General features: G+C 69.3%; 15 protein-coding genes. 7 read left to right on the top strand and 8 right to left on the bottom strand.

Annotated features, from left to right (window positions below):
* The coding region (locus BFF77_RS33410) for a tetratricopeptide repeat protein (RefSeq protein ID WP_141698466.1) at positions 1–862 on the top strand (862 nt) is incomplete at its 5' end.
* Positions 863–1158: 296 nt separating this feature from the next.
* Here the strand turns inward: BFF77_RS33410 and BFF77_RS19075 are convergent.
* The 3 genes from BFF77_RS19075 to BFF77_RS19065 all read right to left on the bottom strand — a co-directional run bounded on the left by BFF77_RS19075 (position 1159) and on the right by BFF77_RS19065 (position 5563).
* Positions 1159–2217, bottom strand: a complete 1059-nt coding sequence (locus tag BFF77_RS19075) for a PIN domain-containing protein (RefSeq protein WP_066951218.1) — start codon at positions 2215–2217, stop codon at positions 1159–1161.
* A complete protein-coding gene (locus BFF77_RS19070; RefSeq protein WP_245703587.1) occupies positions 2214–4526 on the bottom strand; it encodes a site-specific integrase in 2313 nt (770 codons plus the stop codon). Before BFF77_RS19070 ends, BFF77_RS19075 begins: the two co-directional genes overlap by 4 nt.
* 161 nt (positions 4527–4687) lie before the next feature.
* Positions 4688–5563: a tyrosine-type recombinase/integrase gene (locus BFF77_RS19065; protein ID WP_245703586.1), complete on the bottom strand. Its 876-nt coding sequence runs from the start codon at positions 5561–5563 to the stop codon at positions 4688–4690.
* A 522-nt stretch (positions 5564–6085) separates the two neighbouring features.
* Here BFF77_RS19065 and BFF77_RS35705 point away from each other — a divergent pair.
* Positions 6086–6262: a hypothetical protein gene (locus BFF77_RS35705; RefSeq protein WP_169922685.1), complete on the top strand. Its 177-nt coding sequence runs from the start codon at positions 6086–6088 to the stop codon at positions 6260–6262.
* Between the two features lie 341 nt (positions 6263–6603).
* On the opposite strand, the gene BFF77_RS19060 is transcribed toward BFF77_RS35705, so the two are convergent.
* A complete protein-coding gene (locus BFF77_RS19060) occupies positions 6604–6897 on the bottom strand; it encodes a hypothetical protein (protein ID WP_066951212.1) in 294 nt (97 codons plus the stop codon).
* An 897-nt stretch (positions 6898–7794) separates the two neighbouring features.
* Positions 7795–8061, bottom strand: a complete 267-nt coding sequence (locus BFF77_RS19050) for a hypothetical protein (RefSeq protein WP_066951206.1) — start codon at positions 8059–8061, stop codon at positions 7795–7797.
* On the opposite strand from BFF77_RS19050, the gene BFF77_RS35215 reads away from it, so the two are divergent.
* Entirely contained in the window at positions 8038–8376 is a 339-nt protein-coding gene (locus tag BFF77_RS35215) for a hypothetical protein (RefSeq protein WP_141698465.1), read from the top strand. The two genes, BFF77_RS19050 and BFF77_RS35215, sit on opposite strands and share 24 nt — an antisense overlap.
* Here BFF77_RS35215 and BFF77_RS19045 read toward each other — a convergent pair.
* Positions 8373–9167, bottom strand: coding sequence for a S1 RNA-binding domain-containing protein (locus tag BFF77_RS19045; RefSeq protein WP_245703588.1), 795 nt, complete (start codon positions 9165–9167; stop codon positions 8373–8375). The genes BFF77_RS35215 and BFF77_RS19045 overlap by 4 nt on opposite strands.
* 316 nt (positions 9168–9483) lie before the next feature.
* Here BFF77_RS19045 and BFF77_RS19040 point away from each other — a divergent pair, with 316 nt between their 5' ends.
* Positions 9484–9939 carry a hypothetical protein gene (locus BFF77_RS19040; protein ID WP_066951223.1) on the top strand — a complete coding sequence of 152 codons (456 nt, stop codon included), beginning with the start codon at positions 9484–9486 and terminating at the stop codon, positions 9937–9939.
* 389 nt (positions 9940–10328) lie between these two features.
* On the opposite strand, the gene BFF77_RS19035 is transcribed toward BFF77_RS19040, so the two are convergent.
* Both BFF77_RS19035 and BFF77_RS36930 read right to left on the bottom strand, forming a co-directional pair.
* On the bottom strand, positions 10329–11564 hold the full coding sequence (locus BFF77_RS19035; RefSeq protein ID WP_066951203.1) for an RCC1 domain-containing protein: 1236 nt from the start codon (positions 11562–11564) through the stop codon (positions 10329–10331).
* Positions 11565–11703: 139 nt separating this feature from the next.
* A complete protein-coding gene (locus tag BFF77_RS36930) occupies positions 11704–11979 on the bottom strand; it encodes a hypothetical protein (protein ID WP_079125295.1) in 276 nt (91 codons plus the stop codon).
* Here BFF77_RS36930 and BFF77_RS38205 point away from each other — a divergent pair.
* The 3 genes from BFF77_RS38205 to BFF77_RS37925 form a co-directional block, all read left to right on the top strand.
* Positions 11887–12654: an SAM-dependent methyltransferase gene (locus tag BFF77_RS38205; RefSeq protein ID WP_425424392.1), complete on the top strand. Its 768-nt coding sequence runs from the start codon at positions 11887–11889 to the stop codon at positions 12652–12654. The genes BFF77_RS36930 and BFF77_RS38205 overlap by 93 nt on opposite strands.
* A 179-nt stretch (positions 12655–12833) precedes the next feature.
* Complete coding sequence (locus BFF77_RS19025; protein WP_079125293.1) at positions 12834–13838, top strand: substrate-binding domain-containing protein; 1005 nt, start codon at positions 12834–12836, stop codon at positions 13836–13838.
* Between the two features lie 685 nt (positions 13839–14523).
* The coding region (locus BFF77_RS37925; protein ID WP_342671240.1) for an nSTAND1 domain-containing NTPase at positions 14524–14685 on the top strand (162 nt) is incomplete at its 3' end.

Raw genomic sequence — 14685 nt, 5'->3', positions numbered from 1 at the left:
GGGTCCGGACCACCCCGACACCCTCACCAGCCGCAACAACCTCGGTCTTGCCCTGCACGGCCTCGGGCGTCACCAGGAGGCCGCCGACCTCCACCGGCAGAACCTCGCCGACCGCGAACGCGTCCAGGGCCCGGACCACCCCGACACCCTCAGCAGCCGCAACAACCTCGCAGCCGCCCTCCAGGCGCTCGGACGTCTCCAGGAGGCCGTCGACCTCCACCAGCAGAACCTCACCGCACACGAACGCGTCCAGGGCCCGGACCACCCCGACGCCCTCACCAGCCGCAACAACGTCGCCGCCTCCCTCCAGGCGCTCGGGCGTCACCAGGAGGGCGCCGACCTCCTCCAGCAGAACCTCGCCGACCGCGAACGCGTCCTGGGCCCAGACCACCCCCACACCCTCAACAGCCGCAACAACGTCGCCGCCTCCCTCCAGGCGCTCGGGCGTCACCAGGAGGCCGTCGACCTCCTCCAGCAGAACCTCGCCGACCGCGAACGCGTCCTGGGCCCGGACCACCCCGACGCCCTCACCAGCCGCAACAACCTCGCAGCCGCCCTCCAGACGCTCGGACGTCTCCAGCAGGCTGCCGACCTCCACCAGCAGAACCTCACCGCACACGAACGCGTCCTGGGCCCAGACCACCCCCACACCCTCAACAGCCGCAACAACCTCGCCAACACCCTCCAGGCGCTCGGGCGTCACCAGGAGGCCGTCGACCTCCTCCAGCAGAACCTCGCCGACCGCGAACGCGTCCTGGGCCCAGACCACCCCCACACCCTCACCAGCCGCAACAACCTCGCCGATGTACGGACCGCGTTGGCACGTACCCGGCGGCGGCTGCCCTGGCAGCGCTCCCGGTGACGACCGGACCACGACGGCCTGCCGGGAAAACTCCCCTGTAGGGGAAGGGCCGGTGCGCGTCGTCCGTGCCCGGCCGTACGACACCCGGCCGCGTCGCATCACCAACACCGGTCACCGACCTGGCACTGCGCGTGAGCCGCGCCCTCCGGTTCCCAGAGTGCGGGAAGGAGGGCGCCGGGCGACGATCGGATCACGGGCGGCACCGCGGTCGTCGTCACCGTATTCCGGGAGATGGTCGGTGTGCCGCCAGTCCTGTGGAGCGGGGCCATCTCGTTCGGGCTCGTGACTTCTCTGAACTACGACTTGGACTGAGAAGTAGCTGTGATCGCCAGGTGGCCAACGCTCGTGATCTCGATTGACGACAGGCCGGTCGACAAGACCTCGGCAAGGACCGTGACGTCGCAAGAAAACTCCGTTCCCGCCCACCAGCGCTCCATTTCTCCCTGCTCATCAGCGAAGTAGCTGCCCCGCAGGAAGCTGTACTTCTTCAAGCCCCGGCAGCGAAGCTGAGCGCTGACCCAGGTATGGCCGCCGACCCTGTACGTCCTCCTTCTCCTGACTTCTTGGACGGACACCTCGGTTCCGGTGGACGTCATGCCTCTCGCCGGCAGGATGTCGGACTCGGGCATCAGCCGAAAGAACGTGTGGGAGCCAACGAGTTGCGCGCTCACGGCCTCCCCGATGACATCGGCCTGGAGCCAGGTCCCGAGTTCCTTGGGCTCGTCTGAGCGCTCCGCCAACTCGCTCAGCAACTGTTCAATTCCACCGTTCAACAACCTCAGCCGGGTGTGCCCGTCGCGCAAGTACCGCTGGGCCTCCTGGCGGAGCAGAGGGTGGAAGTCGTCCCTGCCAAAGTCGGCGTCCTGCGAAACGAACCACACTTCGCCATCGGTCGAGCGGGCGGCTTCCAGTATCGAGAGCCAGATGGTGACGTCTCTGGCGCCTCGGGCCTTGACTGACTTGCCGTTGCTGTCTACCCATGTCTGTTCGGCCGGGGGCTGCCGGTTCGCTTCGCGCCGTAGTGCTTCCTCTGCAGCTCCCGGAGGGGTCGGAAGGATCTTGAAGACTGCATCGAGCGCCTCCCACCGAGTGGCCGCTGCCCGGCTCCCTGACAGTCGTCGGATCTCAGTCATCAGCTCGGAGCCCAGTGCGTGATCAAGGACGCCAGCGGCTTTGCGGGCGTCCTTGAGTGCGTCCTCGATGGCGTGCTGATGGTGCGCGATGTCCTCGACGGCAACCATGCGCGGGATCGCCAGAGGCCGCTCGTTCAGCTCGGCAATCTTCGTGAGCATGTTCATCACGGCGCCGTGTGGAAACACGGCGCTTCGAAGCTGGTTGGTGTCGAGAACGATCATGGATACTCCCGTGGTTGTTGGGTGCTGAGGCGAGTTGCGATCTGGTCGAAGGACGGCATTCCAAGGTCCACCGCAGTTGCCTTTCGCGCCTGCCCACCAGCGAGCTGGGACAGCTTGTCTTCAGTTGCGGCAAGGCTGGTAGTCAGTCCGTCGACCTCGCCAAGCCAGCCCTCGCGCTCGGCCTCGGCAATACGGGCGATGAGGTTGTCGCGGATCTCCCCCAGGCGGCCGCGCTGGGCGGGGTCGGGGCGGAGGAGTGAGCATCTGACGCAGGCGTGTTCGTGGATGCAAGCGGTGCCGTAGGCGCGGGCGCAGGTGCCGACGGAGAGTTTGCGGCGTTTGAAGTGGCCGAGGAAGTCGTCCCATTCAGCGTCGGTGGGGGTGCGGTACTCCTCGGCGGGGCGCAGGGCCCGTCGGCGGGAGATGAAGGCTCGGTGAGCCTCGATGGTCTCGCTGGGGTAGATCGCATGGTAGCCCATGGTGGTGTTGATGTTGGTGTGGCCGGCGATGGCCTGGGCGATGTGGGGTGGCAGGCCGGAGCGGATGGCGTCGGTGATGAACAGGCGGCGGAAGTCGTGGGGGGCGAAGTTCAGAGGCCGGCCGGTGGAGTCGGTCAGGCCGAGGAAGGCGAGGACTTCGACCAGCCCCTTGCGGATGAACTCGCCGCTCATGCGCGAGTTCTCGCCGCTGCGGTCCCATTGGAACAGCAGGGGTGCCGGCGGGTTCCAGAGGCGTTCTTCGTAGTCGTAGGCGGACAGGAGCGGGATAGTGCCGGTTGTCGGGTTGCGGACGCGGCGGATGATCGTGGCCAGGACGTCGGCGAGTTCGGGGCTGACGAGCAGGACGCGTTCCTGGTCGGTTTTGGACGGGGCGATCTGGAGGAGGGGGACGATTTCGCCGGTGGTGGGCAGGCGGTACTGGATCATCGCGTGGTGGCTGAGTTCCAGCATCTCCTCGATGCGGATGCCGGTGTGGCGCAGGACTTCCACCGCGGCCCAGGCCCAGAACGCCCGGTGCTCGGCGATGCCGAAGTAGAGGAGCGCTCCGTCCTTGTCGCGGGCGGTGGCGGTGGCAGGGTTCTTGGTGCGGACGAACGCCTCGTCGTGGACGGTGAAAGCGGTACCTACGGGCGCTGCCAGGAGGGCTGTAAGGGCGGTCAGGCGGTAGCGGTAGTGGTCGGCTGCGGCCTTCACGAAGGACTCCAGGACAGGGAGGCGCTCCCGGGTCCGCTGGTCCATGCGGGCCTTGACCCGCTTGGTGCGCTTGCCGTCCGTGGTCTCGGCTTCCCTGATCGGGCACGGCGCGGCCCACGGGCCCCACCGGGCTGGCTCTTCCACTGCCCAGCGGGCGATGTCGAGGTAGAAGGCGCGCACCGCGATGAACAGCATGGCCCGGTCGGCGCGCTCGACCAGCGTCTCCTCGACGGTGCCGTCCGGTCGTTTCCGCCGCTGGACCCGGGTGCGGAAGCGCTCCTTCCACGCGGCGGCGACCCCAGGTGGAAGGTCAAGGGAGTTGATGCCTGGGTGGTGTCGTTCCAGATCCGACCAAAAGTTGCGAGTCAGGGCGCGGGCGAGGTTGTCGAGCGTGCTGTAGTCCAGGCGAGGCCGGCGCTCTTCCAGGTAGTCGATCAGCAGCTCGCGGATGGGGGCGCAGGCCACGCCGTGACGGTCGACGAGCTGCTCGCAGCTGAGCTGGCCCGTGACGCGGTGGAGGAAGCGCAGGGTCACCGGGGCGTCGGCGGGCAGATGTCCCAACTCTCTGAGCCACGAGTAGAAGAGGGTGCTGTTCATCCTGTCGCGGCTGACGGTCCGGGCTGCGGCCATGTACTCGAAGGCGTCTCCGGGGGTGATGTCCGCCAGCCCTCCGCCCTTGGCCAGCATGATCCGGACCAGCGCCAGACGGGACCGTCCTCCCCCTGCGGACGCCCAGTGCTTGGGGTCGACGATTTCTTCCAGACGTGCGAAACCCTCCGGATCGCGGATCTGTTCGGTCAGCGTGCGCAGGTATCCGCTGCGGTTGCCGAACTGCCACTCCGGTGTCAGGCGGAGCACGTCGGCGACGGCCAGCATCAGCAGCCCCGACCGGGCGCAGTCCCACCGGACGTCGACCGCGGTACGGATCCAGGCGTGCCCCTCCTCGGTCCAGCGTTCCGGGTGGGCGGAGGCGGGGGACGCCTCCCACCTTTCCTGCCAGGTCTCTCCGGGGAAGCCCGACAGCCAGGCCAGGATCGCGCGTGCCCCGCTTCTGCGCTGCCACCGGGTGTGGGCCTTCTCCGCCCGGAACGGCGGGCGGTCGAGGGCGGCGATCACCTCCTCGGCTGACGCGCACGTCATCGCCCAGCGCGTCCCGGCCGACCGGGCCGGGAACCGGTCCCGGGCCTGACACATCACGCCGCCCACGGCCCGGAGGGCAGGCGGCCTGTCCGCCGCGCGCACGCGTGCCGCACCGGTCATGTCGTGAACGCGGGACTTCACCGGGGACCTCCAAACAGGTCGTTGAGCGAATCAGCCCGGTACCCGGCAGCCGGCAGCGCCGGGACCCGGGCCAGCCGGGACTGGCGCTCGTGATGCGCGCGGATCGCCTCGACGATTTCCTCCCGGCCTGCCGGAACATAGATCTGCGTGGTACTCAGGTGCGCGTGGCCCAGGACCCACTGCACGTCCGTCAGGGCCAGGCCCGGGTCACGGGCCATCCGATATGCGGCCGTGTGGCGCAGGTCGTGCAGCGTCCAGTTCGCGCCCAGCAGTTCGTTGGCGCGGTTCAGCATCGCCCTCGCCGCGTGGTACGTCAGCGGCCGGAACGGCCGCCGTAGCGTCCACCACAACGCCGCATGCCCGGCCCGGGGCACACCCGCGCGCCACGCTTCGTCCTGGTAGAGCAGCAGCCACACGAACGCGTCCGGCGAAGACGGCAGCTGCTGGAAGGCCCGGGTCCCCTTCCGGATCACCCCGAGCAACTGCTCACCGGGCAACGGGTCGCGTTGCCGGCTCGTCAGCAACTCGCTCGCCCGTGCCCCGTTCGATACCCAGAATGCGAGCAGGGCCCGGTCCCGGTGGTGGCGCAGCGCGGCGAACAGGTCGTTGAAGCGGCCGTCGGGGATTCGACGCGGCAGCCGCTGGGGCACCGACGGCCGGTAACGGCCCCCGGCAGACCGCCTCGCCGCCCGGCCCGCCACCATCGGGAGCCGACGGCGCTCCCGCACTGCGGGGAACGGGTTGATGATCGGTCCCGTGCCTTCCTCCAGATGGAAGGCGTAGAACGATCGCAGCACCGTCTCGCAGTGCGCGCGCGTCGACACCGAGTACAGCGGACCAGGGCCGGCCCGGCCGGTCACCGCGTTCGGCACACTGGCCTCTCCCCGGACTGCCGGCATGGACGCCGTCCGGCCGGACACCCGGCGGCGCCAGTGGACCCGTGGCGGTTTCGGCGCGATCTGCATCCACCGGGCGAAGTCCCGTGCGTCCAACCGCGTAGCCCGGTCCCACTCCACTCCCCATCCAGCCAGGAACCGCCACCACCTCAGCAGATCCATCCCGTACGAACGGATTGTTGTCGCCGGACGCGCGCACGCCTGGAGTTCCGCGAAGAACGCTGACACCGGGACGACGACCACGCCCTCCGCGTCGACCAACACGTAAGGCCACGCGGGGTCCGCGGTCTTCACCAGCGCGCCGGTCTCCGGCAACACAAAACCCACCAGGTCCCGGGCAGAATCACCTGTCTCAAGCACGGCCCGGAAGCTAGCAGATACCGGCTCTGACCTGCGAATATCTTCCGCGTAGTTCAGTCAACAGCACCATTCCGATCAAGGTGTCCAGGGCGTCGGACAGCCACAGCATCGGCTTCCGGCAGATCCATCTGGACGACGGTGGCCGGGTCCGGACCCGGAAGATCCGCGAGCCTCCCGCGGCGTTCCTGGCTCCTGATCGCCTCGGACCTCGACTGCCTCGTCGAGGCGGTCGGCCAGGAGACCGCCGGCCGCCTCGTCGCCGTCGCCGAGCAGGCCGAACTCGCCCCACGCCCCCGTCCGACCCTGCGCTGGTAGCGGCCGGACAGCCAGCACACTTTCACCGAGGCGGACTGCGCTGCGCGCTGTTGCCAGGGCGAAGGGCAGACGGCTTTGGCCAAGCGGACGAACAGCTCCGGGAAGAACCGTAACGAGCCGCTGCCCGGCCTCGCGTGCCGGTTGTGGACCCGCCTGCTCTCCTCCTCCGAGTTGATGCGCATGATCGCGAGGGCAGGGCAGGGCAGGGCGGATGGGGGTGTGCCAGGTTTCGCTGATTCCGCCGCCGGTTTTCAAGGACATGATGCGGGTGTGCCGCAGCCGCCCGTTCCGCCTTTCGGCAGTTGGCCGCGGCGGTGACCTGGACGCCCGTGGCCTGGCGGTCAGAGGCGTGTCGCCGTTGCCGCGCGCCAGCGGCGGCCGCGGTGTTCGTACACCGTGAGGGACAGGGCCGTCATCGCGGCCCGGGTACGGTCGGCGTCCAGACCGTGGTCGACGGCTTCGAGGGCCTGGGCCGCCGATACCCGCACGGCCAGCGGGAGGCCGTCGAACGCGGAGAGCCGGTAGGCGAGGGTACGGCGGGCATCGCGCTCCTCTTCGCTCACCCCGCCGGGGATGATCGGGAACACTGCCGCCTGGTACGTCGCGATGCTCACGAGCACCGCATCGGCGATCACCTCTCCGTCACCCTCGATGCGGACGACGTCCGGCCGGAAGAAACGCCGTCACCTGGCGGCGGGAGAGGAACGAGCCTGCCCCCGCTCCGAGACCGGCCACGCTCGCGGCGGTCACGGCGATCGTCCGGTCACCCAGGAGAAGACCGATGCCGGCACCTCCGATCGACGCACACATCACCAGCAAGAACGTGATCATCAAGTGCACACGGACGGCAGGAGAGGTTGTCATGCCCAGCAGTATGCACGGGACGCGGACGAGGGGCGCCTCCCGCGGATTGAGTACGACTGCGGCAGCGGGTGCCCGGAAAGTGCCCAGTTCTGGCGGCAGGCGCCGGCACGAGCGGCCGGGCCGCCGTCTGCTTCCCTGTCCACCATCTCCAGCGCGGCGAGACCCGGCAAGCACGGGCTTACCCACTCCATCTCCGTGGCCCGGCGGCCGCCGGCGGTTGTCCCGGCCCGTGTCCGGCCTCCACGTCATCCCCGCCCAGCAGTGGCGTCGACGCGCCGCCACCGACCGCATCACGCTGCACGGGCGTGGCCTCGTACGCCCCGCTGTGGGGAGACGCACGCAACGGGCCAGTGGCACCGGGGAGCCGGGGGAGCCGGCAGGCGTCAAGGACCGCCACGGCCGCGCTGCCCGCCCCTCGGTCCGTCATCAGGCGCGACCGGGCCTGTCTCCGGTCAGCCGCTGAGCAGCGCGGCAATCAGATGACAGGACTCCGATGTGACAGATCGTCCGGATCCGCCGCCGGGGCACTACCGCGGGGCGCGCGGCCCCAGTGGCACAGGGTGCTCCCCGGCCCGGCCGGAAAGGACGTCACCACGCGGCCGAAGAAGAAGAGCCGGTCCGAGCGGCTCCGGGCAGGCATTGACGGAGAGCTGCACGGCCAGGGGGTGTCATCCGGCCTGGGCGGTCAGCAGCTGGGCGCGGGTGTAGGTGGTCGTGGCGGCAGTGTCGCGCAGGAGCTCGGACAGGGTCCGTGGTGCGTCCGGAACGCCGGCGCTGACCGCGGGGGCGGAGATGCCGTCGAGGAGGACGTCGACGAGGCGGGCGAGAGTGTGGCAGCCGGTGCCCGCGTAGCCGAAGCCGATACCCCAGCTTTCCCTCAGCTCGGAGCGTCGGTGATGAGGCGGCAGCCGGTGGGCGGTGGTGAGACCTGGCACGAGATCGTCACCAGCGTCCCGCCCGTCCCGGGCCCCGTTCGCCCCGTCCTGGACGACCGACTGAGTCAGGAGGCATCCGCCGTCGTCTGGTCCTACGTCACCGGCGGCGAGCCGCTCTATGCGCCACGGAACATCGAAGCAAGCCAGCCCTCCGCCACTCGCCAAGCCTGGCGACAGCGGCGGGCGAACACCTGGTTCCACCTCTCACGCCCGGACGCTCTGAACCACTACGCGGCCCTACGAGAACTCTTCCTCCAGCACGGCGACGCCCTCATCGAGAAGATCGAATCGGGCACCAGCATGTCCATTTGCTAGGTTCTGTCCGCTCCGCCAGTGGCGCACAGCCGCACCCGGTGGCGCTGGAGGTCAACCTCGGTGACCTTCACCGTGATCAGCTCGCCCTCGTCGACGAGCTTGTCAGGGGTCCCGACCGGTTCGTCGGTCAGCTCTGAGAGGTGAAGGGACCCCACAACGTCGGGGGCAAGCTGCACGAACACACCAAAAGGAACGATCTTGATGATCGGCCCGGTGAGGACCCGGCCGACCTGATCCGCAAACCGAATGAGTGGATTTTCCTGCATGGCCTTCAGCGAGAGCGTGACCTGTCCGGAGCGTGTCTCGGCACTGATCACCTCGGCAGTGATCCGCTGGCCGGCTTCGACTTCCTCGGAAGGGTGGTTGATCCAGGCCCATGTCAGGTCCGGCACCCGGATGAAGCCGGTGCAGAGGCCGTCCGGTTCCCCATCGACGTGAACGAAGACCCCGAAATTGTGAACCTCGGAGACCGTCCCAGCGACGACCTGCCCTCGCTCGAACGCGAGGAGAAAGGACCGCAAGGCCGGAATCTCGCACGCCCTGGCGGAGAGGTGAAGCTGGCCTTCGCGCCAACGCCCGATCTCTTCGGCATTGATCTCCTGGCCGACCTTAAACAGCTCGGATGGATGCTCCATGCGACGCGTCGAAGCCTCCTGCCGAGGGATCCGACCGATCTCGGTCTTCTCTCCCTCGGCATCCGCAAGCTTCACGAGGACATCCGCTCCGTCGAACCCGATGACCTCCACCGCTCTCACGGCCCCCGGCCGGAGCTGGTTGATCAAGGACTGCACGCGAGGGTCAGAGACTGGCTCGGACATAGAGGTGAGCCTAGTCGGCGCTGGCCGCAACTGGTTCCAACTCTTGTGGCCAGGTTCCAACTAGCGTGTCACGGCTCAAACCCACCACGAACACCAACAGACCAACGGGTGAGAGAAGCCGTGGCCATGTGACACCTATCGCGTCCCGGCACATCCAACTCAGTCCCTCCAGGTCAGGGCGCCGCTCTGGACTGACTTCCTTGTCAAAGGACACTAGGCTTGGGGGATGAGCGATGACCGTCCTGCTCTCCTCCCGTCCAGCGTCGAGTGGAGCGAGGAGGCGCGGTTGGTGGGTGAGGCCCTGCGGACGGTTCAGGCAGCTGCTTCGGCGACCGGTGAGAATTCGTATGTTCTCCCGCCTCTGCCCTGGCAGATCGCGGCCGACCGGGTCGAGGACTGTCCGACGGTTGATCATCATCATTCGAATCTCAGGATCATGGTGGTGCCGGAGTATGCCTTGCGCGCGGTGTGGGACTGCTACGGGGCCCTTGTACGTGCGCGCGACGGGGACGTCGAGGCTGCGCAGCTGGCCGACTTGCTCTCCCCCTACCTCCGCGCTTGCGACACCGATCAGGACGGGCTCGTCACATGTCTGGAGCGCGTGCTCGCCGTCCTGACGCTCGGCATCGCCGCCGTCCGTACGCTCGCCGAACACCTTGCCCTCCAGCAGGGCGACGCCCCCGAGGCGGTCCACGCGGTGAACGAGGTCCTCACCGAATGGCGCAAGGCCGGCGTCGCTCCCTGAGGACAGCGTCGGCGCGCCCGGCTGGATGGACTTCTCCTGCCGATCGCTCCGGCGAGCTGGCCGGCGTGGGTGTCGAGCACCGGCTTGAGCGCGCCGTAGTACGGGTGCTTGTCGGCTTCTCGGAGCCAGTGGCAGATGTTGTGCCTCTGCCGGCTCCATCCGGCATGAAGCTCTGGATCGCGCCGCACATGATCACACCAAGGCCCTGGCGTCTGCAGGGCACCCAACTGCCCCTTCGGCAAAAGCACTGAAGGGGCACATCAAAGAGCCATGATCAGGTGCGGTGCATCAGTTTGATGAGGTGTACGGGCTCGCCGTCGAGTAGGAACTCCTGGAGCAGACCGTCGGTGATGTCCTCGTGGCTCTTTGGTAGAGGCTGAACAACAAGCTTACGGTGTGGTGATCGTCAGGGCGGTGTTGTGGCCGACCGCGACGGCGGAGGCCTTCCGGCCGGCCGGCAGGGTGACGGGGGTTGGAGTCAGGTGCGAGGCGCCGGTGGTGCCGTCTCCCATCTGGCCGTAGATGTTCATCCCCCATGCGTGGACCTGTCCGGTGGAGGTCACCGCCGCGCTGTGGTTCATGCCGCCTCCGACCGAGACGGCGACCGTCGCGGGCGGGAGCGACACCGGGCCGGGCCGGAACCAGGTCATCCCCACGCCGGGGCCGGTCTGGCTGCACAGCCCGTTACCGAGCTCGCCGGCGAAGTTGTTGCCCCAGGCGTAGACCGCTCCGCTTGCCGTGACGGCCAGGCTGTGCCGGTACCCGGCGGCGATCTGGCGGACCGGGCCACCCACCGACACGTCCCAGACCGGAACCGGCTCGAAGCGGGTGACGTCCGTGTTGTCGCCCAGCTGCCCGGCGACGTTCGCGCCCCAGGCGTAGGCCCGGCCGCCGGCGACGGCCAGGGTGTGATCGCCTCCGGCCGCGATCGCGGTGACGTTCGGCAGCGGCAGGCCCGAGGTGAGCACCGGGCCCGGGACGCGATTGTCGCCGGCGCGGCCGAGTATGCCGGACGCGACGGTTCCCCAGGTGTAGACATGGCCGTCCGCGCCGATCGCCGCGCTGTGCGAGTAGCCGGCCGACACCTCGACGGCCGCCACCGCGCCCGGCAGCGCGATCCGCGTCGGCGTCCGGCTGGAGTAGAGCGTGCCGGTGCCGAGCTGGCCGGCGTCGTTGCCGCCGAACACCCAGACCCCGCCGTCGCTGCCGGCCACCAGGCTGTGCCGGCTGCCGGCCGAGACCGCGCGGGCCGTCACACCGGCGGGCAGCGCGACCAGGCCGGGCGCGGTCCGCGCGGCCTGTGTGCCGGTGCCGAGCTGGCCGTAGTCGTTCTGGCCCCACGAGTACGCGGCACCGTTCGAGCCGATCGCCAGGGCGTGCTCGACGCCGACGCTCACGGCGGTCGCCGTCACCCCGGCGGGCAAAGCGGTGGGGACGGGCACGGCGCGGTTGGCCGACGTACCGTCACCGACCTGGCCATAGCCGTTGAACCCCCAGCCGAACCCCGATCCGGCGGCGCCCGCCCGGACGGCTGATGCGGTGCCCGGCAGCGCGGCGAGCAGCGCCAGGGCGGGCGGCAGAGCGAGAACGGCACGGCGGGAGACACCGGCACGGACCTGGGACACGTGGACTCCTCCGCGGAAGACGGGGACGGGGAGGCACAAGGACACCCCCAGCGAACCAACTACGGACCACCCTGGGCAATACGCATATCAGCCGAGACGGACCCGCCGACCGCGGAGCTGAGCACGCGGTGGACTCCCCTCACGCGCACCGCCTCTCCTTTGCCGGCGCGGCCAGGCCCAGGCCCCCGAAGAACCCTCGGACACCGGCGCCGGCACAGTCGGCAACAAGCGCCAGGAGCACGACGACAGGCCCGGGCCGGAACGCCAGGCCGCCCGCACCCTCGATTTCTCCCGCCCGGTCGCACTCGTCTTCTCCGACGTCCTGGGCCACATCCCCGACCTGGACGACGCATACGCACTCGTAGCCCGCCTCGTCGACGCCGCCGCCCCGGGCAGCCTCCTGATTCTGAGCCACGCCGTCATGTCCCCCCACGGCGCGGCGGCCCAGGACGACTACAACCAATCCGCCCCGCTCCCCTACCTGCTGCGCACGCCCGCCCAGATCGGCGGGTTCTTCAAGGGGCTCGGCCTGGTCGAGCCCGGTCTCGTCCCCACGCCCGACTGGCGCCCTGATCCCACAACGGACACACGGCCACTGCCCGGAGTGGGCTGGGGCGCAGTGGCCCGCATTCAGCTGACACCCCGACTGCCGATAGTGCCGCGACCCGACCATCACACCGTCCGGCACCGCCGGTACGCAAAGTGCCCGGCCGCTCCTTCAAGACCTTGTGACACTGGACACGGTGGAGGGCTTCGAGCCGGCTCGCCGGTTCCTGCCGGGCGGTCGACGTCCTCGCGTACCCGTTCCGTACCGGGCGCTCGGTGCGGGGCGCGGGCACGACAACGAGTGCCGGGCCCTGCTTCCATGCGCGGCCGGGGTGGCGGTCGACGGGGGCGAGGACTTCGAGCTCCTCGCGGAGCGCGGGGCGAGGACGAAGCGGGAGTGCGGTACTTCGCGGCGGTCTTCCCGCCGCGGGTGCAGGCGGAGCCGGCGGGCGTGACCGGACCGGCCGCCCGCCCGCATCGGGGCGGCCGGGTTCCGGCTGAGCGGCATTTGAGCCACCGGGAATTGTCCGTAACCATTCGGTAATCCCCTAGGTGTCCCCTAGGGGATGCCTTCGTCACCGTTTCATCCAGGAGAGTTGGTGGTTCTCCGGCAGGAATGTACGGAACTGTTCACAGGGCCGGCCGACGGGCCGGCAGCACGGGAATCCGGATTCCGCTTGACCGTCCCTTGCTCGCCATCCGTATGCACGGAGGAGAACAGAAGTGAACGTCAAGTCCCGTATGCGCACGGCCGCCGCTGCCGGCGCCACCGTTCTCGGTCTGAGCCTGCTCACCGCCCCCGCCTCGGCCGACCCGGTCCCCGCCAGCGACTACCGTCAGCTCGTCGGTGTGGGCTCCGACACCACCCAGGACATCGGCAACGCCCTTGGCCTGACCTTCGCCGACTCCAACGGGCCAAGCTCCCGGCTGATCGCCTCGTACGACGCGGTGGGCACCACACCCATCAAAACGCGCGTCCTCGGCTGTGTGATCGCCCGGCCCAACGGTTCCTCGCCCGGCATCGACGCGCTTCGCAACGCGATCTCCGCCAGCACGGGCTGCATCGACTTCGCGCGCTCCTCCCGGGGGCCGGTCGACTTGAGCACGACCCGGCTGACGTGGATCCCCTTCGCCAAGGACGCGGTCACCGCCGTAGTCCGTTCGGACAGCCCCCTCAACGACGCGGTGGGCTTCAACACCGGCCAGCTCCGAACCATCTACTCCTGCGCCAAGACCACGCACAACGGTGTCGCCCTGACGCCGCTGCTGCCGCACCCGGGCTCCGGCACCCGGACCTTCTTCCTGGACAAGATCGGCCTCACCGAGGCCCAGGTCGGCGCCTGCGTCAACGGCACGGTGCAGCCGAACGACGGCCTGGCACTGGACACCGCCGGCGACATCGCCCCGTACTCGGTCGCCCAGTACATCGCCCAGACCAGCGACGTTGCGACCGACCGCCACGGCGACACGGTCCTCACCCGGGTGGACGGCGTCACGCCGCGCAACGCCAGCGGCACGCTCAACGTGAACTTCCCCTACAACCGTGACGTCTACAACGTCGTCCCCACGGCCAAGCTGAACGGTGGTCCTACCCCGGACACCGACCTGATCAGCACCTTCCAGGGCACCGTCTCCAGGGTCTGCACCCAGGCGAACCTCATCGCCGCTTACGGCTTCGGCACCCTCGGAAACGCCTGCGGCAACACCAACATCAAGGCCGAACGCTGATGAAACGCTGATGGCGGGGGCGGAGACTGGCCGACGGCTCCGCCTCCGTGCCAGACTGCCCGTGCGGGTCTCACCGGGTACAGAGCAGCCGGGGTCATGACCGGTACAGACCCGGTTCGACTCCGGGCCGGCAAGCGTCTGCCGGGATCCGGCCGGAACTAAGCGACTGGATCCTCTCCATCACGGTGGCAGTGGCCCCCGGAGACACGACCGCCCGCCCTTGAATACAGCAGGGGTGGGCTGTCAGGCCCGGCGATTCCCATCTGACCTTGAGTTTCATCGACTTGGAGTTGTCCGGCAGGCCCCAACTGCGGGGGCCGGGAACGGCGAAGGAGCGAGCGGAGTCGGGTGGGAGGGAGAAGACGTGCCGGGCAGTCCGCCCGGTCACGGGGAGGGGAGTCCCGCACGGGACGTCGCGAAAGCCCGCTGGATCCGACAACGGGGCCAGCGATTCGCCGCCGAGTTAGGGGAGTTGCGGCAGAAAGCGGGCAGCATCGCCTACCGGGCGATAGCGCGCCGTACGCGCTACTCAGTACGACGGTCGCCGACGCGGCCTCCGGTGAGAGGCTCCCCTCGCTTCCCGTCGCCCTCGCGTACGCGACCGTGTGCGGAGCCGACCGCGACCCGTGGGAGCGGTGCTGGCGGGAGGCGGCGTCCGCCGAATTGGCCCAGCCGCAGCAGGACGATGACGCCGTGCCCCCTGAGACGTTTCAGGACGGAGGACCACAGGCTCTTTTTCGGGTGCGAGAGGCTGACCGAGGAACTTGCCGAGCTAGTAGGGGCCCGCAGACTCACAGCCGTCGTCGGTGCCTCGGGCAGCGGCAAGTCGTCCCTGCTGCGCGCCGGA

Origin of the sequence: Streptomyces lushanensis (assembly GCF_001700515.1) — a bacterium.
Classification (GTDB): Bacteria; Actinomycetota; Actinomycetes; order Streptomycetales; family Streptomycetaceae; genus Streptomyces; species Streptomyces lushanensis.
The sequence above is the reverse complement of the archived record's forward strand: the minus strand, read 5'-3'. Positions and strand labels throughout refer to the sequence as shown.